The organism is Gordonia terrae (genome assembly GCF_051789125.1).
Classification (GTDB): Bacteria; Actinomycetota; Actinomycetes; order Mycobacteriales; family Mycobacteriaceae; genus Gordonia; species Gordonia terrae_A.
Genome location: NZ_CP196526.1, coordinates 3,725,093 through 3,749,149, shown reverse-complemented (window position 1 = coordinate 3,749,149; position 24,057 = coordinate 3,725,093). Strand labels below are relative to the sequence as shown.

The following is a 24,057-nucleotide window of genomic DNA, read 5'->3' as shown; positions in this document are numbered from 1 at the left end:
AGGGTGAGATCCGTGCGTGGTCACAGAAACGGGTCTGGTGAGATCGTCCGCGAAGGCATCAGTGAAGGCTGAGGCGCCGGTACCCAGCGACATCCCCGTCCTGAGCGACGGCGGTGTCACGCTGCGGCCGCATGAGCCCCGCGACCTCGACCGCATGGTCGAACTCGCGGCGGACCCGGCCATGATGCGGTGGACCCCCATCCCGGCTCCCTACAGCCGCGCGGCTGCCGAACGCTTCGCGCTCGATTACGCTCCGCGGCGTTGGGCGGAGGGGACACGGATGCTGTGGGCCGTCGAGTTCGACGGCCGCTTCGTCGGGACCGTCGACATCGAGGGCGAGGGTCCGCTCACCCGGCTCAGTTACGACCTCCATCCCGATGCGCGCGGCTGGGGAGTGATGAAGCGGGCCGTGCTGCTCGCGGTGAACTACGCGTTCACCGAAGCAGGCAAGGAGGTCGTCCGCTGGACGACCGTCGCGGGCAACATCGATGCGCTGCGCGTCGCCCACTCGTGCGGATTCCGGCTGGATGCGGCGGTGCAGAACGGCGTCGAGGTCCGCGGCCACATCCGCGACGCCTGGGTCGGGTCCTTGCATGCGACCGACGCGCAGCACCCGAAGACCGACTGGCGCACCGACGTGTTCGAGACCGAGCGCTTCCGGCTTCGGCCGCTGGAGGAGACCGACGACCCGCGCATCAGGGAGACGCTCGACGACCCGATCTCGCGGAAGTACCTCTTCGCCCGGCCCGACCCGCTCGAACTCGAGCACGCCGCGGCCGAGCGTCTGCGGAAGTGGTGGACCGCAGCCCAAGGGCTCACCTGTACGTGGGCCGTCGCCGATCGTGAGACCGACGACTATCTCGGCGACATCACCCTCCTGCACATCGACGAGGTGACCGGCGCCGAGGCGGGTTTCTACACCCATCCCGAGGCGCGGGGCAAAGGCGTGCTGGGAGAGGCGTTTCCGGCCGCGGTTCAGTACGCCTTCGACAAGCTGGGGTTCCGCCGGCTCACCCTGTTCGCCGCCGACAGCAACGAGGGCAGCAAGAAGCTCGCCCGCAGCGCCGGTTTCCGGGAGTTCGGTACGCAGAAGCTGGCGGCCCGCTCGGACGGAGTGTTCGAGGACCTCGTCGGCTTCGAACTCTTCCGCGACGACTACGAGGCCGCTCGCGGCTCCTGACGCCCTCCCGCACTGGACACATCGCCGTCCCTAACCTACGCTTGCGTAAGTTACGGAAACGTAGGCGTAGGCGGAGGTGCTGAGAGGCGCTGCCCGCCGCGCGGCTCACCATCGGCGAAGGGACCACTTGTATGGCGATCTCCGACATCCCGGAATACGCACACCTGACCGACGACGACGTCGCCGCGCTGGGTGCCGAACTCGACGCGATCCGTGCCGACATCGAAGCCGACCGGGGCGAGCGTGATGCGCGCTACCTGCGCAACACCATCCGGTTCCAGCGCGGACTCGAGGTGACCGGACGAGCTCTACTGTTCGGCTCGACCAAGAAGTCGGCCTGGTGGGCGGGTGCATGTGCGCTCGGCGTCGCGAAGATCGTCGAGAACATGGAGCTCGGGCACAACGTGATGCACGGGCAGTGGGACTGGATGAACGACCCGGAGGTGCACAGCACCACATGGGAGTGGGACAACACCGATCCGTCCGCGCACTGGAAGCACACCCACAACTACATCCATCACAAGTACACCAACGTGTTGGGTATGGACGACGACGTGGGCTACGGCCTCCTGCGCGTCACCCGCGACCAGCGCTGGCGTCCGTTCAACTACGGCAACCTCGTGTACAACACCATCCTCGCCCTGGCCTTCCAGTACGGCGTGGCAGTCCAGCACCTCGAGCTCGGCAAGAAGCGCAAGACCCCCGAGGCGCAGGAGGAGTTCCGGCGTAACCGCAACGACGTGCTGTCGAAGATCGGCAAGCAGGTCGCCAAGGATTACCTCGCGTACCCGGCGCTTGTCAGTGCCGCGACGGGTCATCGGGTCGGCTACGGTCGCGCCTACGCCAAGGCCGCCACCGCCACCGCGCTGGGCAACGTGATCCGCAACGTCTGGAGCAACGCGGTCATCTTCTGCGGCCACTTCCCCGACGGTGCCGAGAAGTTCACCAGGCAGGACGTCGACAACGAGAGCCAGGCGGAGTGGTACCTCCGCCAGATGCTCGGCAGTGCCAACTTCGACGCGGGCTTCGTGCTGGCCTTCCTCAGCGGCAACCTGTCCTACCAGATCGAGCACCACATCTTCCCGGATCTGCCCAGCAACCGGTACGCCGAGATCGCCGAGCGCGTCCGCGCACTGTGCGACAAATACGACCTGCCGTACACGACGGGTCCGTTCCCGGTGCAGTACGCGAAGGCGTGGCGGACCATCGCCAAGCTCTCGCTTCCGGACAAGTACCTGTCGGCGACCGCCGACGACGCCCCCGAGACGGCGTCCGAGCGTCGCTTCAAGCAGGGACTCCCCGAAGGTGCTCGCCTGCAGGCGACCATCGACGAGACCTCCGGCACCCGTCGCGGTCTGCGCTCGGCCATCGCGAATCTGCGCACCCGCAGGAGGGAACGGCTGGTCCGTTCGCTCCGCTCCCGGCAGGCCCGTGCCGGGGTCACCGAGCTGTCCGTCCGTCGCGACGAGCAGGCCGCCTGATCCGCGCAGGTCAGGTGGCGGCCCGTCATCGAGAAACCGCATCTGCCCACGACAAGGGCATAATGAGGCGTAATGGCAATCACTGACATCAACGAGTACGCACACCTGACAGACGCCGACGTGGAAGCGCTCGGTGCGGAACTCGATGCGCTCCGCCGTGAGATCGAGGCGGACCGCGGCATGCGCGACGTCCGCTATCTCCGACGCACCATCCTTGCGCACCGCGCGCTCGAAGTCGCGGGTCGCACGGCGCTGCTCGGAAGCCGGTCAAAACCCCTGTGGCTGCTGGGGACGACCGCGCTGGCGCTGTCGAAGATCATCGAGAACATGGAGCTCGGGCACAACGTGATGCACGGGCAGTGGGACTGGATGAACGACCCGGAGGTCCATTCGACCACCTGGGAGTGGGACATGGTGTGCGCCTCACCCCACTGGAAGCACTCCCACAACTACATCCATCACAAGTACACCAACGTGCTCGACATGGACCACGACGTCGGTTACAAGACGCTCCGGGTCACCCGCGACGAGCCGTGGCAGCCCAAGCAGATCTTCCAACCGCTCACCAACGTGCTGCTCGCGTTGCTGTTCGAGTGGGGTATCGGCCTGCACGACCTCGACCTCAAGGACGCGATCTCCGGCAAGAAGCCGAGGGAGGTCGCGGTCCCGCAGCTGAAGGTCTTCGCCCGCAAGGTCGGCAAGCAGCTCGCCAAGGACTACGTGCTCTTCCCGGCGCTGTCGGGGCCGAACTTCAAGCACACGCTCACAGCCAACCTGAGCGCGAACCTGATCCGCAATGTGTGGGCCTATGTCGTCATCTTCTGCGGTCACTTTCCCGATGGTGCGGAGAAGTTCACCGCGGACACGCTCGAGAACGAGACGCAGGGTCAGTGGTACCTGCGGCAGATGCTCGGAACCGCCAACTTCAACGCCGGCCCCGCGATGGCGTTCTTCAGCGGCAACCTCTGCTACCAGATCGAGCACCATCTCTACCCCGACCTCCCGAGCAGCCGGTATGCCGAGATCGCGGTCCGCGTCCGTGCCCTGTGTGACAAATACGACCTGCCGTACACCACGGGATCGATTGTCGTGCAATACCTTCAGACCCTGCGGACGATCAACAAACTGGCGTTGCCGGACTCGTTGCTGCGCGCGACCGCCGATGACGCCCCCGAGACCGCGTCGGAGAAGCGGTTCGCCGGGATGAAGCCGCGGGCCGCCGGGTTGAAGACCGCCATCACCGAGTTGCGCGCGCGCCGGCGTCGTCGCTGACCGGTCCCGCGCCGATCGGTGTGGCCGGTCTCCGCGTCGGGCCGTTCAGCCCGAAGACTGTGGCTCGTGTGGTGCCTGTTCGTCCCCGGGATCACTGTCCCCGGTGACCGCGGCGAGAAGGGTCCGCACCGCCATGGCTCGCCGGTAGGAGTGCCCCTCGAGTTGGTCGAGCGCGCACTCCGGGTCCGCGGGCGGGCCGAGGTGCGTACACCCTCGTGGGCATCCGTCGATCGCGTCGCGAAGGTCGTCGAACGCGGCGACGATGTCGTCGGGACTGACATGAGCGAGGCCGAACGATCGGATACCCGGCGTGTCGACGACCCAGCCCCGCGGAACGCTGTCCCCCGGGAGGGGAAGCGCCACCGACTGCGTGGAGGTGTGCCGTCCCTTGCCGACCCCGGACACCACGCCGACGGCCCGATAGGCCTCCGGCACAAGACGATTGACCAGCGTCGACTTGCCGACACCGGAATGTCCGATGAAGGCGGTGATCCGGCCTCGCAGGACGTCCACGATGTCGTCGAGCGGGTCGTCTCGGCCCGCACAGACGACGGGCAGCTCGAGGTCGGCGAAGGCCGCAGTGAACTCGGTGGGATCGGCGAGGTCGGACTTCGTCAGACACAGGATCGGCGACAACCCGCCCACGTAGGCGGCGGCCAACGCGCGTTCGACGAAGCCGGTGCGCGGCGGCGGGTCGGCCATGGCCGTCACGATGAGCAGCTGGTCGGCGTTCGCCACGACGATCCGCTCGTACGGATCGGAGTCATCGGCGGTGCGACGCAACACAGTCCGTCGTTCGGCGACGCGCACGATGCGTGACAGCGTGTCGGGTCTTCCGGACAGGTCGCCGACCACCGACACATCGTCGCCGACGACGATGGGGGTACGGCCCAGCTCACGCGCGCGCATCGCGACCACCCGCCGGGCGGGGTCGCCGCCGAGGACGACGCCCCAGCGACCCCGGTCCACCGACACCACCATCGCCTGCTCGGCATCGTCGTGCGACGGCCGCGTCTTGGTGCGCGGTCGGGTGCCCTTACCGGGACGAACCCGGACGTCGGATTCGTCGTAGCTCGCCGCGCGGCGGCTCAACGGTGCGCCCGTCCTCGGAAGTTCATGCGCGCCCGAGCATCCGCTGCCACATTCCCGGGAAGTCGGGGAGGGTCTTGCTCGTCGTCTCGATGTCGGAGACCCGCACGTCCGGAGTGACCAGACCGATGATCGCGCCCGCGGTGGCCATGCGGTGGTCGGCGTAGGACTCCCAGGTGCCGCCGTGCAGGCTCGTGGCGGTGTTGCCCGCTGTGCCGGTGATGCGCAGGCCGTCGTCGGTCTCGGCGCACGAGCCGCCGAGGCGGGTGATCTCCTTGGTGAGCGCGGCGAGGCGGTCGGTTTCGTGGCCGCGCAGGTGGGCGATACCGGACAGTTCGCTGACGCCGTCGGCGAGTGCGCAGAGTGCGGCGATCGTCGGCGTGAGTTCGCCGATGTCCCGGAGGTCGAGGTCGACGCCGTGGAGGACTCGCGGCCCGCGCACCGAGAGCGTGCCGTCGAGATGTTCGACAGTGCAGCCCATCTCGGCGAGGACGTCGGCGATCCGCGCACCCGGCTGGGTGGTCACCGCGGGCCAGTGCGGGACGCGGACGACGCCGCCGGTGACGGCCGCGGCGGCGAGAAACGCGGCGGCATTCGACAGATCGGGTTCGACCGTCCAGTCGACGGCGCGGATCGGACCGGGCTCGACGCGCCACACATCCGGCTCCGAGGCGTCGACGGCGATGCCCGCCGTCGCCAGCATGTCGACGGTCATGTCGATGTGCGGGGTCGACGGCACCGGCGGACCGACATGGCGGACGAGAACCCCCTCGTCGAACCGGGCCGCCGACAACAGGAGTCCCGAGACGAACTGCGACGATCCGGACGCATCGATGACGACCTCGCCGCCCGGTACGCGGCCGGCGCCGTCGACGGTGAACGGCAGCCGGTCACCGTCGACGGACACGCCGAGGCCCCGCAGTGCGTCGAGGATGGTGGTCTGCGGTCGCACACGCGCGTGCGGGTCTCCGTCGAACCGCACGGGACCCGAGGCGAGCGCCGCCACCGGCGGGAGGAACCGCATGACGGTGCCCGCGAGACCACAGTCGACGTCGGCGCCGCGTAGTGGGCCGGGGACGAGCGAGACGGTGGTGTCGTTCGCCGGGTCGACTCGGACCTCGACGCCGAGCGCTTCGAGCGCGGCGAGCATGAGGTCGGTGTCCCGGCTGCGGAGAGCGCCCCGAACGGTCGACGGTCCATCGGCGAGCGCCGCGAGGACCAACGCACGGTTGGTGATCGACTTCGAACCGGGCAGGTCGACTGTCCCGTCGAGGTCGTGCGTGCAGGTCGGTGCACTCCAGGAACTCATGCGGACCAGTTTGTCATGCCCCCGGCGCGCTCTCGGTCGTCGACCGGGTGTGGGTGGCCGCTACCGGGTGTCCGTGCGCAACGGGTGGTCCGCCGGGATCTGCACGATGATCAGCGTGCGGCCGTCCGGGTCGGTGGCATGCATCTCGATCAGGCCCCACGGTTCGGTGCGGGGTTCGCGGGCGACGGTGACACCGCGGTCGCGGAATTCGCGGGCGACGGCGTCGGCGTCGCGGACCTGAAGCCAGAGGACTGCGTTGCTCGTCGTGTCCGACTCGTCGGCCTTCATGTGCGAGGAGATCTCGATGAGTCCGTTGCCGGCGAAGAACACGACCCCACCCGGGTACTCGCGGTAGACGGGTAGGCCGAGGCTGTCGCGATAGAACGACTGCAGGCGTTCGGGATCGGCCGAGAGCAACAACACCCGGCTGGACAAGACCTCCATCTACTGTCCTTCGGTGGTGCCGTCGGACCCGCCGAGCGCGTGTCCGCGGTTGTAGTCGCTCCCGTGGCCCGCCGCGTCATAGGCCGCGCGTTCCCGGGCGAGCCGTTCGGTCTCACCGATCGGCTTCGCGTCGCCGAAGGCGAAGGCCGACCGGTGCGGCCACTCGTGCGGCAGGTCGGGGTCGATGATGCGACCGTCGTCGGGGGCTGGCTCGGGGTCACGTCTGGACATGCCATCCACGATAGGCGGATCCGCCCGGCCCGGACGGCTTCTGCGAGCGCCCGTCGGACAAGGCGACACCCACCGCCGCCGGCCACCTCGCGGCCGGCATCGCCGACACCGGTCCATCGATGCCCGATCGTGTGCTCACCGCAAGGGAATCGCAAGGTCAGCGCACTAATCTCGACGACAGTCGGGATTCCGTACGAGATCACCGGAGGGGCATCATGACCAGCACCGAACACCGCACCGAACACCGCGACTTCGCCGAGCCCGACGAGGTCCGCACCTTCGGGCACGGGCAGATGGAAATACTCACCGTGGGACACTCCGACATCGGGCGGATGGTCCTGCAACCGGGCTGGCGATGGTCGGCCGACGTCAAACCGATCGCCGGCACCGAACTCTGCGAGGCACCCCACTTCCAGTACCACGTCTCCGGCACGCTGCACGTCGTGATGGCCGACGGAACCGAATTCGACGCGGGGCCCGGTCAGATCACGTCACTGCCCTCCGGTCACGACGCATGGGTGGTCGGCGACGAGCCCGCGGTCGTCGTCGACTTCTACGGCGCGAGCAACTACGCGAAACCGCGCGACTGACCGGCTCTCGCGGCGCGGTCCGCGACCGGGGCGTCACGAGCCGCGTCGTGAGAATCCGCCGGAGGTGTATCCGTCCCAGGTGTCGAAGACCCGCAACACCTTCGGGTCCCCGAGCGCCTTGATGTGGTCGCACAGGTCCTTCGGTGCCGACGGATTGGTGACGATGATCGGGTGCAGCGACGCATCGTGCTCGGCCAGATGGCGAAGCGTCTCCGGGGGAGTGTCGGGGTCGGCGGCGGCGAGGGCGTCGCGCGGGTCGAACGCCGCGGCGCGGATGCCGTCGGAGGCCGACAGCCCGGCGTCGCCGACGACTGCGATGTCCCCGGTGTTGTGGTAGTCCACCGGATCGGCGGAGACACTGCGGGTGTTGAGCAGCAGGTTCAGCAGGATCGCCGTGATCGCTCCGGCGGAGATCCCGGAGTGGAAGACGGTCTGGAACCAGTCGGGGAACTGCGCGTAGAGGTCGAGGACCACGTTGACCGGGGCGTCGCCGAGTTCCCGGTCGGTGTAGTAGATCTTGGCCTCGGTGAGCATCGCGACGCCGACCGAGATGGCGACCACCAGGATGTTGGTGTTGGTGAACTTCGCCTTGGTCAGCGTCCGGATCCCGCTGGCCGCGACCATCCCGAACAGTGCGACGCCCGCGCCGCCCAGGACCGGTTGCGGTATCCCCTCGATGACCGCCGCCATCTTCGGGAGCAGTCCGAGGATCACCAGGATGACCCCGGCGCAGGTCGCGACATGCCGCGTCTTGACCCCGGTGATGGCGACGAGTCCGACGTTCTGGGCGAAGGCGGTGTACGGGAAGGTGTTGAACACGCCGCCGAGTGCGGTGCCGAGCCCGTCGGCGCGCATCCCGTCGGCCAGTCTGCGCGGCGTGATCTTCTCGTCGACGATCTCGCCCACGGCCACGATGTCACCGGTGGTCTCGGTCATGATGACCACGCCGACGATGATCATCGAGACGACGGCGCTGATCTGGAAGGTCGGCGCACCGAACTGGAACGGTTGCGGGATGCCGAGCCACGGGTACTCGCCCACGTTGTCCCACTGCGTCATCCCGAACGGGATGGAGATCAACGTGCCGATCGCGAGGCCGAGGAGGATGGACACCCGGCGGATCGCGGCCGGGGCGAAACGCTCGATCGCGACGATGACGGCGAGCGTCGCGAAGCCGAAGGCGATGTTCTTCGGATCGCCGAACTCCGGCCCCGCGGCGGTGCCGCCGCCGAACCAGCCGGCGGCCACGCGCATCAGCGACACCCCGATGATGAGGATGATCGTCCCCGTGACCAGCGGCGGGAAGAACCGGATGAGCTTCCCGACGATCGGTGCGACCGCGATCATGAACACACCGCATGCGATCACCGAGCCGTAGATCGCGGTGATGCCGTACGAGGCGCCGATGGTGATCATCGGTCCGACCGCGGCAAAGGTCACGCCCTGCATGAGCGGCAGCCGGACGCCGAACCGCCAGAACCCGACCGCCTGCAGAATCGTCGCCAGACCCGCGACGAACAGGTCGGCCATGATCAGGTGCACGATGTCGCCCTGCTGGAGTTGCCCGGCACTGACCATCGCACCGCCGACGATGAGCGGCACGGCGACCGCCCCGGCGTACATCGCCAGCACGTGCTGGAGGCCGAGAGGGAAGAGCCGAACGAACGGCGGGATCTCGTCCACCGGACGTGCGGCGGTTTTCCCGTTCTTGATGACACCCAGAACCGACATGGGTCGAGTTCTACGGTCCGCACGTTTCCGGAACGGCGCAGCCGTGTGTCGACGACGTTTCCGCCAAGATGTATCCGTGACCCCGACCTCCACTCGCCGCAGCGCCGGCATCCTGCTCTACCGACGGACCACGGGTGCGCCTGTCGGTCTCGAGGTCCTCATCGCGTTCCCCGGAGGGCCGATCTGGGCGCGCAAACCGGACGCCGGGTCCTGGTCGCTGCCCAAGGGTCTCGTCGACGCGGGTGAATCCGACTGGGATGCGGCCCGGCGCGAGTACGCCGAGGAGATCGGGAGCCCGGTGCCCGACGGCGCTCCCATCGACCTCGGGGAGGTCCGGCTCAAGAGCGGGAAGACGGTGATCGGGTTCGCCGTCGAGGGGGACCTCGACGTGGGGACGGTCCGCAGCAACACTTTCGACCTGGTGTGGCCGCCGCGGTCGGGACGGATGCAGTCGTTCCCCGAGATCGATCGCGCGGAATGGTGCGTCCCGGACGAGGCGCGGGTCCGGCTCAATCCCGCTCAGGCGCCGTTCGTCGATCGGCTGCTCGACGCGCTCGGCTCCCTCGAGACGTCTGCGGGGTCGTCGAGCAGATAGACGCGCGTCAGTTCACGCCACAGGGGCAGGTGCGGATCGGTCAGCGGATCGCGTCGATCGATGAGGTACGTGGTGGCAGCACCGCGCATGCTCGACAGCAACAGTGGGTAGAGCTCGGCGTACCGCGGCGTCGAGGTCAGCTCCGCGCCGAGGAAACCGGCGACGGCTCTGCGCACCGTCTGTCCGATCTCGCGTTCGGTCGGAAGGAGCGCGGTCCGCAGATTCGCGTTGGTCCGGGCTGCGACCCACAGCTCCATCGACGCGACGAAGTACGGCTGGTGGAATGTCGACCAGCCGACCTCGGTGGCCAGCGCGATCCGCTCGATCGGGTCCGCCGGCCAGTCGACGCGACTGGGCAGCTCGGCGATCCGGGTGCGCGCGAGATGGCCGACCGCCGCCATCAGGAGCACATCGCGGGACGGATAGTGGTGCAGCAGACGACCGCGACTGACACCCGCCTCGTTCTGGATCGCGACCGTGCTGGCGGCCGAGTATCCGCGGTCGACGAGCACGCGGATCGCGGCGTCGAGGATTCGCGTCTGCGTCACCCCGCTGCGCTGCTGCCGCGGCGGACGGGCGGCACCGGGGGAGGTGGTCACGGGGGTGATCGTAGTGCGCGCGACATCCCGGTTCGTTCTCACACGTCGAGAATGTGCGGCAGACCGGCGCGGTAGCGGTCGCGGTCGATCTGTTTGAGCGGCTCGAGCATCGGCAGTTCCCACAGGGGGAAGACCGTCGCGGCGGGGGCCGGGCTGTCCGCGGCTGCGATGATCGCGTTGGTCACCCGCCGGCCGGACTCGTTGGCGCCCTCCATCGTCGCGAGGTCGATGTTGCTGCGGACGTGGTCGCCGCCGATGAACAGATTGGGGATCGAGGTGTAGGCCTGCGGGCGGTTCTTGTACGAGCCTGCCGTGTTCACCATGAGCGGGGTGGCGTTGGCGATGGACGGCGACCAGGTGATGCCGGGGTCGAGGGACCAGGTGACGATCTCCTCAGACCGCAGGATCTTGCGCGCGCCGGAGTTCATCGCGCGGCTCATCTGTGCCCACACCTCGCGCGCGATCTCCTGCTTCGTGCACTGTCTGGCGGGTTTGCCGTAGAGGATGCCCGGCTTCTCCCATTCCGAGATGTCGATGGAGAGACAGTCTTTGACTCGCCCGTCCCCATATGTCCGGGCGAAGTCGACGTTCCACGGACGGGCCTGGAACAACCCCGTCAGCGCCCACGGGGTGCCCAGCGCAGCGATGTGACTCGGTGGCATGTCGGCGCGTCGGGAGAGGAAGTACTGGATGCCGACCATCCAGTCGTCCTTCAGGGCATGGATTCCGGCCAGCGAGGGATCGGCGGTGATCAGCTCGTGCGACAGCAACGGACGGAGCCGGTCGATCGGCATCGCGGCGACATACCAATCGGCATCCACCGACGCGCCCGAATCGAGCTGTGCGCCGCTGATGCGTCCGCGGGTGAGGGTCAACCGCGCCAGAGCGGTCCCCATCTCGAAGCGGACGCCACGACCGCGGAGGTGGGCGACCCAGGGATCGATCCACGCATGATTGGTGGGGCGGTTGAGGATTCGGTCGACGCCACCGTGTACCGGCCCGGCGTCGTAGCCACTGATCAGTCCGGTCGCCGAGGTGGCCAGTGCCAAACCGATCTGCCCGATGGTGCGTGCCGAGGCGGTGTCGGGTTTCGCCGCCACCAGGGCCCGCGTCAGCGCACCGACGAGGTACCGCTGATACGCCCGGGATTTTCCCTTCGACTTCACGAACTGCATCCAGGACTGGTTCTCCCACTGACCGATTCGTCGTTCGTTGCAGCTCGTCGCGATGATCAGTTCGCGGGTGACGAAGAACGCGAGTTCGGGAGGGGGCACGTCGACGACGAACTTGAGCCCGGTCATGAACGCGTTGCGCAGGTTGTCCAGCGTCACGATCTCGGGCGCGTGCTGGACGAGACCCATGATCGACGCCGGGGCGGTCGTCGGGGCGTAACCGGCGTCGTCGAACGCGATCACCGCAGATTCGACGTTGACGAGGTGACGGTCCCGGACGTTGCTGCCGCCGACGGGGATGCGTTCCATGGTGTCGGGGACGTGTTGATAACAGCCGGGGAAGAAGCGGAAGCCGTGCTCGCCCGGCAGTGCCATCCGTCCGCCGCGTGCGGTGCCCGGCACGTCGTGGCTGAACGCCTTGCCGCCGAGCCGGGACGGTTCGTACACCGTGACCGCGAAGCCGCGCTCGACGAGTTCGTGCGCGGCGCACAGCCCGGCCATCCCGCCGCCGAAGATCGCGACGTCGCGTCCGCGGCCGGCGCCGTGGCGCGGTACCGCCCGTGCGGAGGGAACGGCGACACCCGGCAATGCCACCGCGGTTCCGGCGAGCACCGCAGCGGCAGCGGACCCGCGCAACACCGACCGGCGCGGAAAACTGTTCGGCGAGTTGATTTTCGAGTTGGTATTGGCGTCCGTCATCCCCACGACCCCTTCGTCGACACGATCACCGCCGACCGAGAACAGTCAGCATTGACTCATCTGCTGTGATGTCTACCACAGCTCCACCGGGGTCGGACGGTTTTGGCAAATCGTCTCAGTGCTGCCAGGGTCGGGGCGTCACTCGGAAAGGTGAGCACTCCCCGGCCGGCGCCTCCGACAATGGCGACCATGCGCAGATGTGCAGGTCACGACGGGTCCCGCCCGGTCAGCGTCCTCTGCCGGAAGTACTCGTACATGCCGTCGAAGATCGCGTCCGACACGGCGAGGGTGTGTTCGTCATCGCCGATGAGGGACAGGCCCCGCAGGACCACATCGAGTCCGGGCGCCTCCGGCGCGTCGTATCGGTCGTCCTCGATGTCGGCTTCGTGGATGATCTCACCGATGGCCCACAGCACCGGATCGGTGAGTTCATAACGCTTGAGGATGGTCTCGAAGGTGCAGTCACCGTCGTGGTGCGTGAGCTCGACGCCCCGCATGTCGAATGCCGTTGCGTCCGAGGGCACCTCGGCGGGATCGGTCACGAAGACGAACTGCGGTGACGGGTCGAGGTAGCGCCGGATGAGCCAGGCGCACGCCGCACGGTCGATGTGCACCCCGGCGCGAGTCGCCCACTTCATGATCGCCGGGCGGGTGCGACCGCCAGAGTCTGGGCCAGGGACCGCAGTGCCTGCTCGGCGTGGTCTCGAGCGTCGGTCGGAAAATGGTCGCGCCGAGTGACCTCGCGCAGGCGACGCCGGAGGGTCTGCAACGTCTTGCGAGGATCGGCGTCCTCGAGCGCTGTCCGAGCCGCTTCGACGATCTGCCCGTACTCGTCCTGTCGCGCGGCCTGCAACTCACCGCGGATTCTCTCGAACTCGGTGACACTCGTGGGCGCCGCCGTCCACACCTCGGCGTGCCCGCCGGCCGAGACGACGTCCTCGGCCACCCACTCCAGCTGCTCCTGCGTGCGCGGGCTCGAGGGCAGCAGCACCACGCCGTCGGTGAGCTGGAAGACGCCGTACTTCCGGAGTTTGCGCCAGATCGCGATCCGGGGCGTGGAGGGTTCACGGGGCACCCGGTACACCAGCATCACCCAAGCCTCCGCCACTCACACCACCTCCGTTCATGTCGGTCCATCACATCACGGGCCGCTGCTGGATGCGGCCGGTGACCTCGCGCACCAACCGCGTCCGGCCCTGGACAAATCAAATGTAACCGTGGTTGCATGCCAACGTCCGGGAAAGCGACCGCCCGAGAATGATCCATCGAGACCGCAGGAGAAGATCACACGATGACGTCGGACAGCCCGGACACCACGCCGAGTTCGATACCCGCTGATCCCGAACACCGTGCCGGCGACCCGTCGGCTGGGGTGTCGTTACGCACCGCGACCTGGGCGTGGTTCCTGATCTCGCTGCAGACCTTCGGAGGTCCCGCGGGCCAGATCGCGGTGATGCAGCGTGCGCTGGTCGACGACCGGCGCTGGATCGGCCAGCGTCGATTCCTGCATGCACTGAACTACTGCATGCTGCTGCCCGGTCCCGAGGCGCAGCAACTCGCCATCTACGTCGGCTGGCTGCTCAACGGCACCGCCGGAGGATTGATCGCCGGCATCCTCTTCGTCTTGCCGGGCGCGATCGCGATCCTGGGGCTGTCGGCCATCTACGTCGCCTTCGGGGCGACCACCATCGTGGCCGCGCTGTTCGCCGGAATCGGCCCTGCGGTGCTCGCCATCGTCGCCCAGGCGGTCACCCGGGTCAGCAAGCGGGCACTCGTCGGACCGGTGCAGATCGCGATCGCCGTCACCGCGTTCATCGCGCTTGCGGTGTTCGCCGTGCCCTTCCCGATCGTCATCGTCGTGGCCGGCGTCATCGGCTGGTTGACCGGCCGTCACCGGGTCACCGCCGGAGCGGATGTGTCCGACGACGGGCCTACGCCGATCATCGCCGACGACGCGATCCACACCGCCTCCCCGAGCTGGCGGCGCGCCGGGGTCGTGCTCGGTGTCGGTGCGTTGGCGTGGGTCATCCCGATGGGCATCGTCGTGGCGACCACCGGGGCGGGCAGTGTGTTCACCCAGCAGGGCACGTTCTTCACCTGGACCGCGCTGATCACCTTCGGCGGTGCCTACGCCGTCCTGGCCTACATCGCCCAGCAGGCGGTCGACGTCTACGGCTGGGTGACCCCCGGCGAGATGGTGCGCGGACTGGGACTCGCCGAGACGACGCCCGGCCCGCTGATCATGGTCGTCCAGTTCGTCGCGTTCCTCGGCGCCTACCGCGATCCCGGCGGACTCGATCCCTGGGTCGCGGCGACCATCGGCGCGCTGCTGACCACCTGGGTCACCTTCGTGCCGAGTTTCGTGTTCATCTTCCTCGGTGCGCCGTTCATCGAGAAGCTCCGCAACAACCGGCATCTCACGTCCGCGCTGAACGGTGTCACCGCTGCCGTGGTGGGCGTGATCGCGAATCTCGCGCTCTACTTCGCCCTGCACACGCTCTTCCGCGACACCACGATCGTCACCGCCGGACCACTGCATCTCGCGGTCCCGCATCTCGACACCCTTCGACCGCTCGCGGTGGTGATCACCGTGATCGCCTTCGTCCTCATTTACCCGCTCAAACAGTCCGTCCTCCGCACGCTCGGTATCTGCGCGGTGCTCGGACTACTCGCTGCCGCAGTCGGTCTGCCGTTGAACTGACAGTCGCGGTCAGGACGTCAGGAAGGGTCGGATCCAGTCGGGCGACACGTCATGGGCGACGCTCGCCGCGGTCTCCTCGTCGACGTCGACGAGCGCATAGTGTTCGGCACCCGCGGCGGTGGCGAGGATCAGGGTGCTGACTCCGTTGCGGCGCTGGAAGATCGACGATCGGCTCGCCCAGCCGAGCACACCGTCGCGATCGATGACGATGCGTTGCCGGGCGACGGTCGGTGGCGCTATGACCACCGAGCGTGCGGTGACCCGGTGTCCCAGATGGCGGGCACGCACACCGCCGAGCGCGGTCGAGACGAGAACGGCCAGGACACCCGCCGCCACCCAGGGAGCGGGCAGGGCGCCTGCGACGACCGCGACGACGAGGCCGGCACACACGATCGCCCCGAACAGGAATCCGCGGTTGAGACGTCGTAGCGATGCGGTACGACCGTGTCGGACCAGGGGTGTCGTCAGCTCGGCCTGCTCGTGGGTGACGAGACCGGCAACACGCATGGCCTCGTCGATCGGGGCGGGCGGGAGCAGCAGAGGATGTTTGGTGCTGCCCGTCGCGATCGCGTTCAGGCGCGCACCCTTCAGCGGTCGCATCAGCACGGGTTCGATGAGGTGGCTGCCGCGAATCCGCTGCTCGTCGAAGCTGATCGCGTTGGTCGTGAGGAGGCCGCGCTCGGTCCGGAGGGTTCCGTCGGGATGGCGGATGAGCCGGAAGTTCCAATAGTTCAGCACGTATGCGAGGACCGAGAGGATCGCGCCCACGACGATGACGGCGAGCGCCGCGCCGGCGATCACCAGGCCGATGGCGGTCTGGCGCACCGCGTCGAACGCGTCGCGCGCGATCCCGATGCCGTTGGCGAACACCCCGGCGTCGTTGGCGATCTGAGCGGCGAGACCTGCGGCGCCCGCGGCCAGCGCGAGTCCCGCGACCGAGAACGGCGAGTACCGGAGCCACGACGTCTCGAACCGGGCCAGCACCTCGGAGTCGTGATGGGCCGACGCCGGGGCCTCGGTACCCCCTGCCGTCGGCGCCACGCTGTGGGGGCGGGTGGCCATCAGATTGTCGTGCAGCGCCCGTGCTTCGTCGATGGGGAGGGCGGTGAGCGTGACCGCCGACGACTCGTCGTCGCCACCGGTGCCGATCTTGACCTTCTGGAGTTTCAGCAGCCGGTGGACCGGCGAAGCGGTGAGGTCGACGCTGCGGATGCGGTCCCGGCGTGCGGTGGCGACGCGGCGGGTGACGAGTCCGCTCCGGACCCGGACATGGTCGTCGGTCACCTGATACCGCGTCGTCAGCCAGGGGACGACGGTGACGAGGGGCACGATCACGGCTGTCGCGATCATGGTGAACAGCGGCGCCCCCTGCCCGGCGAAGACGAGGGCGATGAGAACCGGCACCAACGAGGGGAGGAGCTCGACCGGCTTGACCGCCATCATCCACGGCGACAGCCGATGCCACTCGTCGGCGGTGGCGATGTGTAACCGGTCAGGTGGCGTCATCGGTGAAAGCCTGTGTGCGGATGGTCAGATCGGCGGCGGTCGTGCGGGCGACCTCGGCGTCGAGCCCGACGATGTGAATGGTCCCGGCCGACGACGCGGTGGTGACTGTCAGCTTCGCGAGCCCGAGGAACTGTTCGATGGGACCGGCCTCGGTGTCGACCACCTGAATCCGCGCGATGGGGATGATCACCCGGTGCCGGACGAACCACCCCGACTGCGAGTACACCGCGTCCTCACTGACCTCCCATCGATGGAAGCGGTAGCGCCACTGCGGGACAACCGCGATGTAGGCGGCGGTCAGGACGGCGATGGCGACGGAGCCCAGCACGGCGGCCCAGCGGGCCTCATCGACGACGACGGCCACGACGACGGCGGCGACGAAGGCCGCGCCACCGAGGACCAGCGGGCCGATGCGCCACAGGGTCTTGGCGCGCGGGTCGACTCGGTTGACCGGCTCGCGCAGGGTCGGGTGCAGCTGTGGCCTAGATGAAGGGTCCATTGCCGTCAGTCTAGGGGTGGGAGAACCCTGCCCCCCGATTCCGTAGCGAGAGATGGTTTATAGCGCGCACTTTTGCTACGAAATCCCGGGTGGGGCCTAGGTGACCGTGATCCCGCCATCGACGGGGAGCGTCTGACCGGTGACGTATCCGGCGGCGGCCGAGGACAACCAGATCGCGGTGGCCGCGAGTTCTTCGCCGTGGCCGGTGCGGCCGAGCAGGACTCGCGGCATCTGCGAGTCGAGGTATCCGGGCTGGTAGGTGTCGGTCATCTCGCTCTCGAAGAAGCCGGGGGCGATGGCATTGACCCGAATGCCCTTGCGCGCGCCCCATTGCTGGGCGAGGTCGCGGGTGAGGCCGATGACGCCGGCCTTGCTCGCGGCGTACGCCGCCTGCGGCAACCCGGCGGTGGTGATGCCGAGAATCGACGAGATGTTGATGATCGCGCTTCCCGGCTGCATGACCCGCCCGCAGGCCTGGGCCATCCAGTACGAACCGTTCAGGTTGACGTCGATGACGCCTCGGAACTGTTCCGGGGTCTCGCGTGTCGCCGGGTAGGCGGTCCCGACGCCCGCGTTGTTGATGAGTACGTCGACTTTGCCGAACGTCTCCATGGCGGCGTCCACGACGCGCTGGCACTGTTCGGGTTCGGCGACGTCGGCGGGCACCACGAGTGCCTTACGGCCCAGGGCCTCGACGGCGGCCGCGGTGTCGGCGAGCTTCTCCGCCCGGCGGGCGGCGAGGACCACGTCGGCGCCGGCCTCGGCGAAGCCGCGCGCGAACGAGACGCCCAACCCGGACGACGCGCCGGTCACGATGACCACCTTGCCGGTGGTGTCGAACAGATCCATCACGGACATCGTTGTCTCCCTTGCATACTCGCCGATGGGCCGGCGCGGTGCGCCGGCCGTGGGGTGGAACTCGTCAGAACCAGGCCGGTTCGACATCGAGTGTCGTGCTGTCGAGAGCCGTCAGCAGGTCGAGCTGCGGGCCGGTCTTGGGCAGTTCGTACCGGAAGAAGTACTGCGCCGCAGCGCGTTTGCCCTCGTAGAAGTCGCCGGTGCGGCCGTCGGCGGCCAGGAGTTGCTCCAGCCACACCCACGCCAGGACGATGTGCCCGGTGGTCTCGAGGTAGATCGTGGCGTTGGCCAGTGACAGCTTGGGGTCGCCGGCCGACCAGATGTGGGCGGTGACCTTCACCAGGCGGTCCACGGCGGACTGCAGGGCGTCGGCGTAACCGGAGGCCGCGTCGACCTCGCGTGCACGGGTGATCGTGGCGCCGATGGTCTCCGCGAGCGCGGCGAGTCCGGCCCCGCCCTGCATGATCACCTTGCGGCCGAGCAGGTCGATGCCGTGGATGCCGTGTGCGCCTTCGTGGATCGGGTTCAGGCGGTTGTCGCGGTAGTACTGCTCGACGTCGAATTCGCGGGTGTAGCCGTAGCCGCCGAGGACCTGGATGGCGAGACTGTTGGCCTCGAGGCACCACTGCGACGGCCAGCTCTTGGCGATCGGGGTGAGTACCTCGAGCAGCAGGTTCAACCGGGCGCGTTCGTCGGCGTCGTCTGTGGTGGCCGCTTCGTCGACGAGGGTGCTGCAGTACAGCCCGAACGCCAATGCGCCCTCGACGTAGGACTTCTGGGCCAGCAGCATGCGTCGGACGTCGGCGTGTTCGATGATCGGAACCGGTTTGGTCGCAGGATCTTTCTGGTCGACAGGCCGGCCCTGTGTGCGCACCTTGGCGTAATCCAGTGACGCCCGGTAGCCGGCGTATCCCAGTGCGGTGGCGAGGAATCCGACGCCGATCCGGGCTTCGTTCATCATGTGGAACATGTAGGAGAGGCCGCGGTGTTCTTGGCCGACGAGGTAGCCGACAGCGCCGGGAGCGGAGCGAGCGGGCTGGTCGTCGGCAGCGCCGGGAGCGGAGCGAGCGGGCTGATCATCTACAGCGCCGGGAGCGGGGTCGGAGGCGAAGGTGCCGTCGCCGAAGTTGAGCAGGGTGTTGGTGGTGGCGCGGTTGCCCATCTTGTGGTTGAGGCCGACGAGTGCGACGTCGTTGCGGGTGCCGTCGGCGAGGTACTTGGGCACGATGAACAACGAGATGCCCTTGACGCCGGGGCCGCCGCCGGGGATCTTCGCGAGCACGAGGTGGACGATGTTCTCGGTGAGTTCGTGGTCGCCGGCCGAGATCCACATCTTGGTGCCGGTGATCCGGTAGGTGCCGTCGCCGGCCGGTTCGGCCTTGGTGGTGATGTCGGCCAGTGACGAGCCGGCCTGCGGTTCGGACAGGCACATGGTGCCCGAGAAGCGGCCTTCGACCAGCGGACGGACCCAGGTGTCGAGTTGTTCGGGGGTGGCGTACTCGGCGAGCAGGTTGGCGTTGCCGACGGTGAGGAAGTTGTACGACGACATCGCGGCGTTGGCGGCTTGGAACCAGACGGCGGACGCCTGCCGGATGACGGTGGGCAGTTGCATGCCGCCGAGTTCTTCGTCGAAGGAGGCGGAGATGAGACCAGCCTTGCGGTACTCGGCGAGTCCGGAGACCACCTCGTCGGGCAGGACGACCTTGCCGTCGGCGCCGATGTACGGCTCGTTGGCGTCGCCGATCTTGTTGGCCGGTGCGAAGCACTTCATGGCGAGGTCGGCGCTGAGTTCGAGAACGGCGTCGAAGGTGTCGCGTGAATGCGCGGAGAAGCGGTCTCGTGAGGTCAGCGCCTCGACGTCGAGCCATTCGTAGAGCAGGAACTCGAGGTCTTGCCGGGACATGGGTGTGGTCATCGCACTTCCTCGTCGATCGGGCCGGCGGACCATCTGAAACTGTGGCGTCCGCGTCCGGCTCCGTCCATCATGCCTCCGCCCGCCGATGCCGAAAGATCCGGCCCGAACACATAGGGGCGACCGGGTGACCGGGCACTACACGTCGATGCCGAACTCCCTGATCTCGGGGTGGGTCGCCGCGCGAGATGCCCAACGCGAATGGGCTCGGCTAGGCGGGTTGTGCCGGCTCGGCGAAAGACCCGGAAGGCAACACCGGATCGTTGAGACGCTGCGCGTACTGATCGAAGTAGATGCGGGCGATCAGCTCGCGCCTGCTGCGGACGCCGGCCTTGTCGAAGATGGATTTGAGGTGATCCTGCACGGTGTAGGCAGACATGTGGAGTGCCGTCGCGATGTCCTTGGTCGCGACACTCTGCAGCACCATCTGCGTCACGTCTCGCTCACGCGCGGTGAGCCCGAAGGCCTCGACGACCAGCGGGATGATCTCGGGCGGACGGGCCTCCTCGATCGTCACCACGACCTCACCCACCCGGCCGTCGGCCGACGACAGCGGCGAGGCGTGGATGACCAGCCACATGCCCGAGGCGCCGCGCACCCGGAGTCGCGGCGGGACCGTGGACTCGCCCGTCCCGTAACGCCGCGCCGCGCCGATGAGGCCGTAGATCGGGTTCATCACCGCCGCACCGTTCGGGCCGGACGACAGGTCGTCGATGCGTTCGCGGCTGCCGGCGCTCATCTGGACCACTTCGTTGTCCCGGTCGATGATCAGCACCGCCGGACCGTGCACGGCCGCCGGAACGGGAGCAGGCGCGTTCGGCATGTTGGCGACCACGCTGCTCAGCAGACCGACCCGGACGCCGTGCGCGAGTGTGCGCGACAGCGAGGCCAGGAACTCCACTTCGTCGGAATCGAACGGTCGGCATCCGGAGCCGCTGCGGAACAGCGAGATACCGGCCCACGCCCGGGCCCCGTCACGCAACACGAGCCTCGCCTCGTCGTGGAAGCAGTACTCCGGGATCATCAACTGCGACATGCGGTTCGACTGTTCTGCCGCACTTCGCTCCAGCAGTTTCATCCCGACGGCGTCGCGCTTCTCGGTGACCATCTGGCGAAACGCGGTCGGCTCCACCTGACCGTATTCGAGGAGACCCCAGTCGGGGTCGCGGTGGTCCTGGCCGAGCAGCGCGCCGTATTTGCGGGCGCTGGTCAGGAGCACGGTGTTGGGATCGAAGGTGCCGATGCAGAAGGCGTCGGCGGGCACCGCGCGGCCGAGCGAGGCCACGGTCTCGGCGAAGAAATCGTCGAGTGTGAGGCCGGCGTGGGCCACGACCTCGATGTCGCGGCGCACACGCTCGGCGGTCAGACTCGATGTCATTCGACAATTGTCGGCGTGAGCTGCGGTGATGTCTATCCCACAATCGTGGGATCACTCGGTTGGAGGACACCGCTCGGGTCGTGGCGACGCCGGATGGTCTCCAATCGCATCCGCTGATCGTCGGGCCACAGGGCGGCGCGTTCGGTGGCCGATCGTCCGGAGAAGTTCAGCAGCGCCCCGCACGCGTGGCCGGCGAGCGCATCGTTGACGGCGGCGAGGTGCGCGCCGACCTGGTCGCCGAGCGGCCCCGCGGGTACACCGACCGCGAGCGCGACGAACGCGGCGTCCCGGCCGGTGACTGCGTTGGGCACGCGCTGGGCCTGGCGCAACCTGCCTCCGAGCAGTCGGATCTCGACGATTGCGAGCGGGCTCGCCACGTGTGGCCCGGCGACGGCGAGCAGGGCGTCGACGGCGGCGGCCGGGAGGTCGGCGAGTGCACACCCGCGTTCGGCGCTCGGCATCGGCCCGGGCGGATCCATGTGCACCGCGTCGAGCGCGGCAGTCGGCAGGACGTCGATGTTCTCCAGCAGGATCGGGCCCGCCGACCGCATCGGCGCCAGCAGTGCGGCTGCGGTCGACGGGTCACCGGTGTGGGTGTATCGGAGGTGCACCGCGATCTGGCCCTGGAGCGGTGCGGGCAGGTTGGGGTCCGGGGGAAGTCGCAGGATCGCGATGGATGTCCCGGCCTCCTCGGGAAGGGTGGGTGCCCATTCCCGCCACGCGTGCAGAACGTCTGAAGCCGCGGAGCCGGCGAAGAAGATGCCGCCCCCGTAGAAGGTGGGAAGGTCGACGAGATCGAACTCGATGGCCGTGACGATGCCGAATCCGTCGCGGCCGCCGAGGAGTGCCCAGAACAGGTCGGACCCGGCCGATGCGTCGACCGTGCGGATGATGCCGTCCGCGGTGACGAGCTCGATGGAACGCACATGGTCTGCGGCATAACCGAATCGACGACCCAGTGGGCTGAGGCCGCCGCCGAGGGTGTAACCCACGACGCCCACCGAGGACGAGGAGCCGACCAATCCGGTGAGACCATGGGGCGCGGTCGCGGCGACGACGTCGCGCCAGCGTGCGCCTGCTTCCACCCGGGCGGTCCTGCCCACCGGGTCCACCTCGACGGCGGTCATGCGTGACGTCGTCACGACGAGCGTGCCCCGTCCCTCGATCGGCATTCCGTGGCCGGTGGCGCGCACACCCACACGTAGACCGGCGGAGCGGGCGTACCGCACCGCCGCTGCGACATCGGCGGCGCCGGTCGCGCCGACGACGACCTGTGCGGCCGGTATCGCGGCCAGGTTGAATCCGGACAGCTCGGCGGTGTAACCCTCGTCGGTGGGGGTCAGTACGGGGCCGGCGACCGTGGACAGCAGGGCGTCGAAGTCGGTGGAGTCGATGGGTTCGGAGGTGATGGACACGGTGTTTCCTTCGGGGGTCGGGACGGCGTTCATGGGACTCAGAGTGGCTGAGTCCCTTTTGTTCCCGCCATCCCTCGAACGCGGGAAATGCGTTCGCCAGAGTTCTGGACGCAACCCCTCCCCAGAACTCTGGGGGGTGGCGCAGCCGGTCACCCGCGCGCGGTCCCGGACTTACGGCACCGGAGAAGCTCATGCAGTCAATCGGTCAGGGCGCGGTAGGTGGCCGACTCGAAGTCGAGATATGCGTCGACCGCCGCGGGGTCGAAGAACGGAAAGACCTGCGACGCCCAGAACCCGCCGACACCGTTGCGCGGGTCGATCCAGTAGTAGAGGTTGGCCAGTCCGGCCCACGACTGCGACCCGGCCGGGCGGCCGGTCGGCGCGTCGGCGTCGTTGATCATGAACGGATAGGACCACGATTTCGTTGTGCCGGGGAAGAATTCGACGTCGTGGCTCAAGGGCGGGATGACGCCGGGCAGGCGTCGCACACTGAGGTTCCCGATCTGGTTGCGCAAGGCGGCCTCGACGGTGTCGGGACGCAGGATCTGCTCGCCGCTGTCGGAACGGCCGCCCCGCAACCACATCCGCAGGAATCGGAGATAATCCGGAACAGTCGAGTACAGGCCCTGCCCGCCCATGTCGATCTCGGGATCGGTGGGCTGCTCCCAACGGTGGTTGGGCACGAGCTCACCTCGTTTGCGCATATGGAGGACCGCCCGTCTGCGTCGGGCGTCATCGGAGAGCGCGAAGCCGGTGTCGGACATGCCGAGTGGTGTGAGAACCCGATCGTCCATCACCTTGCGGAGACGACCCCCGGCGGCGGCCTCGATGACCAGTCCGGCCCAGTCGAGTCCGGAGCCGTATTCCCACTCGGTGCCGGGGTCGAACAGCAGCGGGGTGCGCAACGACGCCCTGGTCGCCGTGGCGACGGCGGGAACGCCGTGCTCCGCAGTCAGGCGACGATAGGTCTCGTTGAAGAAGTCGTAGCTGAAACCTGCAGTGTGCGTGAGCAACTGGTGTGTCGTGATGTCGGAGGCGGGTCGACGGAGACGCGGGCGGCCGTCGTCGTCGAACCCGTCGATCACCTGGAGCTCACCGATGTCGGGTACGTAGGACCGTGCGGGGGCGTGGAGGTCGAGGGCGCCCTCCTCGGCGAGTTGCAGTGCGACGGTCGCGCTGATCGCCTTCGTGGCCGAGAAGATCGCGAACACCGTGTCGACGGTCATCGGCTGCTCGTCGTCGAGCGCCCGGACACCGGATGCGTCCAGGAACACGGTCCGCTCGGGAGTCGTCACCCCGGCGACGACGCCCGGCACGCGTCGCTCACCCTGCACCCATTCGTCGAGCACGCGTCCTGCCGCGGTGGTGAGGCGATCGGTGGGGGCAGAGGTCATGG

Annotated in this window: 22 protein-coding genes; 6 read left to right on the top strand and 16 right to left on the bottom strand. The window is 68.2% G+C overall.

Annotated features, from left to right (window positions below; translation table 11 throughout):
* Window positions 1-61 precede the first annotated feature (61 nt).
* The 3 genes from ACSUZC_RS17100 to ACSUZC_RS17090 all read left to right on the top strand — a co-directional run bounded on the left by ACSUZC_RS17100 (window position 62) and on the right by ACSUZC_RS17090 (window position 3,933).
* On the top strand, window positions 62-1,180 hold the full coding sequence (locus tag ACSUZC_RS17100; protein ID WP_439029690.1) for a GNAT family N-acetyltransferase: 1,119 nt from the start codon (window positions 62-64) through the stop codon (window positions 1,178-1,180).
* A 131-nt stretch (window positions 1,181-1,311) separates the two neighbouring features.
* Complete coding sequence (locus ACSUZC_RS17095) at window positions 1,312-2,661, top strand: fatty acid desaturase family protein (RefSeq protein ID WP_439029689.1); 1,350 nt, start codon at window positions 1,312-1,314, stop codon at window positions 2,659-2,661.
* A 72-nt stretch (window positions 2,662-2,733) separates the two neighbouring features.
* The gene (locus tag ACSUZC_RS17090; RefSeq protein ID WP_439029688.1) at window positions 2,734-3,933 is read left to right on the top strand and encodes a fatty acid desaturase family protein; all 1,200 of its coding nucleotides are present in this window, start codon (window positions 2,734-2,736) and stop codon (window positions 3,931-3,933) included.
* A gap of 45 nt (window positions 3,934-3,978) precedes the next feature.
* Here the strand turns inward: ACSUZC_RS17090 and rsgA are convergent, their stop codons facing one another.
* The 4 genes from rsgA to ACSUZC_RS17070 are packed head-to-tail and all read right to left on the bottom strand — an operon-like array spanning window position 3,979 to window position 7,006.
* Window positions 3,979-5,025 (bottom strand): ribosome small subunit-dependent GTPase A, encoded by a 1,047-nt coding sequence (gene rsgA / locus ACSUZC_RS17085; protein ID WP_439029687.1) that lies wholly within the window; start codon window positions 5,023-5,025, stop codon window positions 3,979-3,981.
* A gap of 22 nt (window positions 5,026-5,047) precedes the next feature.
* Window positions 5,048-6,331, bottom strand: coding sequence for a 3-phosphoshikimate 1-carboxyvinyltransferase (gene aroA, locus ACSUZC_RS17080; protein ID WP_439029686.1), 1,284 nt, complete (start codon window positions 6,329-6,331; stop codon window positions 5,048-5,050).
* 60 nt (window positions 6,332-6,391) lie between these two features.
* On the bottom strand, window positions 6,392-6,775 hold the full coding sequence (locus tag ACSUZC_RS17075; RefSeq protein WP_439029685.1) for a VOC family protein: 384 nt from the start codon (window positions 6,773-6,775) through the stop codon (window positions 6,392-6,394).
* Window positions 6,776-7,006, bottom strand: a complete 231-nt coding sequence (locus ACSUZC_RS17070; protein ID WP_439029684.1) for a hypothetical protein — start codon at window positions 7,004-7,006, stop codon at window positions 6,776-6,778.
* A gap of 215 nt (window positions 7,007-7,221) precedes the next feature.
* Between ACSUZC_RS17070 and ACSUZC_RS17065 the strand changes: the two genes are divergently transcribed.
* Window positions 7,222-7,596 (top strand): cupin domain-containing protein, encoded by a 375-nt coding sequence (locus tag ACSUZC_RS17065; RefSeq protein WP_439029683.1) that lies wholly within the window; start codon window positions 7,222-7,224, stop codon window positions 7,594-7,596.
* 33 nt (window positions 7,597-7,629) lie between these two features.
* Here ACSUZC_RS17065 and ACSUZC_RS17060 read toward each other — a convergent pair whose 3' ends face one another.
* Window positions 7,630-9,327, bottom strand: a complete 1,698-nt coding sequence (locus tag ACSUZC_RS17060) for a nucleobase:cation symporter-2 family protein (RefSeq protein WP_439029682.1) — start codon at window positions 9,325-9,327, stop codon at window positions 7,630-7,632.
* A gap of 76 nt (window positions 9,328-9,403) precedes the next feature.
* Here ACSUZC_RS17060 and ACSUZC_RS17055 point away from each other — a divergent pair, with 76 nt between their 5' ends.
* Window positions 9,404-9,922, top strand: coding sequence for an NUDIX domain-containing protein (locus ACSUZC_RS17055; RefSeq protein ID WP_439029681.1), 519 nt, complete (start codon window positions 9,404-9,406; stop codon window positions 9,920-9,922).
* Here ACSUZC_RS17055 and ACSUZC_RS17050 read toward each other — a convergent pair.
* The 4 genes from ACSUZC_RS17050 to ACSUZC_RS17035 form a co-directional block, all read right to left on the bottom strand.
* On the bottom strand, window positions 9,847-10,521 hold the full coding sequence (locus ACSUZC_RS17050) for a TetR/AcrR family transcriptional regulator (RefSeq protein ID WP_439029680.1): 675 nt from the start codon (window positions 10,519-10,521) through the stop codon (window positions 9,847-9,849). The two genes, ACSUZC_RS17055 and ACSUZC_RS17050, sit on opposite strands and share 76 nt — an antisense overlap.
* Window positions 10,522-10,559: 38 nt before the next feature.
* On the bottom strand, window positions 10,560-12,392 hold the full coding sequence (locus ACSUZC_RS17045; RefSeq protein WP_439029679.1) for a hydroxysqualene dehydroxylase: 1,833 nt from the start codon (window positions 12,390-12,392) through the stop codon (window positions 10,560-10,562).
* A 206-nt stretch (window positions 12,393-12,598) separates the two neighbouring features.
* Entirely contained in the window at window positions 12,599-13,030 is a 432-nt protein-coding gene (locus ACSUZC_RS17040; RefSeq protein ID WP_439029678.1) for a chromate resistance protein ChrB domain-containing protein, read from the bottom strand.
* Window positions 13,027-13,500 (bottom strand): Chromate resistance protein ChrB, encoded by a 474-nt coding sequence (locus ACSUZC_RS17035; RefSeq protein ID WP_439029677.1) that lies wholly within the window; start codon window positions 13,498-13,500, stop codon window positions 13,027-13,029. The genes ACSUZC_RS17040 and ACSUZC_RS17035 overlap by 4 nt, the downstream gene beginning before the upstream one ends.
* A gap of 183 nt (window positions 13,501-13,683) precedes the next feature.
* Here ACSUZC_RS17035 and chrA point away from each other — a divergent pair, with 183 nt between their 5' ends.
* Window positions 13,684-15,093, top strand: a complete 1,410-nt coding sequence (gene chrA / locus ACSUZC_RS17030) for a chromate efflux transporter (protein ID WP_439029676.1) — start codon at window positions 13,684-13,686, stop codon at window positions 15,091-15,093.
* Between the two features lie 9 nt (window positions 15,094-15,102).
* On the opposite strand, the gene ACSUZC_RS17025 is transcribed toward chrA, so the two are convergent.
* The 7 genes from ACSUZC_RS17025 to ACSUZC_RS16995 all read right to left on the bottom strand — a co-directional run bounded on the left by ACSUZC_RS17025 (window position 15,103) and on the right by ACSUZC_RS16995 (window position 24,055).
* Complete coding sequence (locus tag ACSUZC_RS17025) at window positions 15,103-16,599, bottom strand: PH domain-containing protein (protein WP_439029675.1); 1,497 nt, start codon at window positions 16,597-16,599, stop codon at window positions 15,103-15,105.
* A complete protein-coding gene (locus ACSUZC_RS17020; protein WP_439029674.1) occupies window positions 16,586-17,098 on the bottom strand; it encodes a PH domain-containing protein in 513 nt (170 codons plus the stop codon). Before ACSUZC_RS17020 ends, ACSUZC_RS17025 begins: the two co-directional genes overlap by 14 nt.
* A gap of 96 nt (window positions 17,099-17,194) precedes the next feature.
* Window positions 17,195-17,956: an SDR family NAD(P)-dependent oxidoreductase gene (locus ACSUZC_RS17015; protein ID WP_439029673.1), complete on the bottom strand. Its 762-nt coding sequence runs from the start codon at window positions 17,954-17,956 to the stop codon at window positions 17,195-17,197.
* Window positions 17,957-18,020: 64 nt separating this feature from the next.
* A complete protein-coding gene (locus ACSUZC_RS17010) occupies window positions 18,021-19,871 on the bottom strand; it encodes an acyl-CoA dehydrogenase (protein WP_439029672.1) in 1,851 nt (616 codons plus the stop codon).
* Between the two features lie 208 nt (window positions 19,872-20,079).
* A complete protein-coding gene (locus ACSUZC_RS17005; protein ID WP_439029671.1) occupies window positions 20,080-21,246 on the bottom strand; it encodes a helix-turn-helix transcriptional regulator in 1,167 nt (388 codons plus the stop codon).
* A 32-nt stretch (window positions 21,247-21,278) separates the two neighbouring features.
* On the bottom strand, window positions 21,279-22,661 hold the full coding sequence (locus ACSUZC_RS17000; RefSeq protein WP_439029670.1) for an FAD-binding oxidoreductase: 1,383 nt from the start codon (window positions 22,659-22,661) through the stop codon (window positions 21,279-21,281).
* Between the two features lie 197 nt (window positions 22,662-22,858).
* A complete protein-coding gene (locus tag ACSUZC_RS16995; RefSeq protein WP_439029669.1) occupies window positions 22,859-24,055 on the bottom strand; it encodes a serine hydrolase domain-containing protein in 1,197 nt (398 codons plus the stop codon).
* Window positions 24,056-24,057 lie beyond the last annotated feature (2 nt).

Bases quoted from the DNA above. Each gene is read 5' to 3' on its own strand.
- ACSUZC_RS17095 (WP_439029689.1), top strand. From the start codon at position 1,312: ATGGCGATCTCCGACATCCCGGAATACGCACACCTGACCGACGACGAC.
- ACSUZC_RS17090 (WP_439029688.1), top strand. From the start codon at position 2,734: ATGGCAATCACTGACATCAACGAGTACGCACACCTGACAGACGCCGAC.
- aroA (WP_439029686.1), bottom strand. From the start codon at position 6,331: ATGAGTTCCTGGAGTGCACCGACCTGCACGCACGACCTCGACGGGACA.
- ACSUZC_RS17075 (WP_439029685.1), bottom strand. From the start codon at position 6,775: ATGGAGGTCTTGTCCAGCCGGGTGTTGTTGCTCTCGGCCGATCCCGAA.
- ACSUZC_RS17070 (WP_439029684.1), bottom strand. From the start codon at position 7,006: ATGTCCAGACGTGACCCCGAGCCAGCCCCCGACGACGGTCGCATCATC.
- ACSUZC_RS17065 (WP_439029683.1), top strand. From the start codon at position 7,222: ATGACCAGCACCGAACACCGCACCGAACACCGCGACTTCGCCGAGCCC.
- ACSUZC_RS17060 (WP_439029682.1), bottom strand. From the start codon at position 9,327: ATGTCGGTTCTGGGTGTCATCAAGAACGGGAAAACCGCCGCACGTCCG.
- ACSUZC_RS17045 (WP_439029679.1), bottom strand. From the start codon at position 12,392: ATGACGGACGCCAATACCAACTCGAAAATCAACTCGCCGAACAGTTTT.
- ACSUZC_RS17040 (WP_439029678.1), bottom strand. From the start codon at position 13,030: ATGAAGTGGGCGACTCGCGCCGGGGTGCACATCGACCGTGCGGCGTGC.
- chrA (WP_439029676.1), top strand. From the start codon at position 13,684: ATGACGTCGGACAGCCCGGACACCACGCCGAGTTCGATACCCGCTGAT.
- ACSUZC_RS17025 (WP_439029675.1), bottom strand. From the start codon at position 16,599: ATGACGCCACCTGACCGGTTACACATCGCCACCGCCGACGAGTGGCAT.
- ACSUZC_RS17020 (WP_439029674.1), bottom strand. From the start codon at position 17,098: ATGGACCCTTCATCTAGGCCACAGCTGCACCCGACCCTGCGCGAGCCG.
- ACSUZC_RS17015 (WP_439029673.1), bottom strand. From the start codon at position 17,956: ATGTCCGTGATGGATCTGTTCGACACCACCGGCAAGGTGGTCATCGTG.
- ACSUZC_RS17010 (WP_439029672.1), bottom strand. From the start codon at position 19,871: ATGACCACACCCATGTCCCGGCAAGACCTCGAGTTCCTGCTCTACGAA.
- ACSUZC_RS17005 (WP_439029671.1), bottom strand. From the start codon at position 21,246: ATGACATCGAGTCTGACCGCCGAGCGTGTGCGCCGCGACATCGAGGTC.
- ACSUZC_RS16995 (WP_439029669.1), bottom strand. From the start codon at position 24,055: ATGACCTCTGCCCCCACCGATCGCCTCACCACCGCGGCAGGACGCGTG.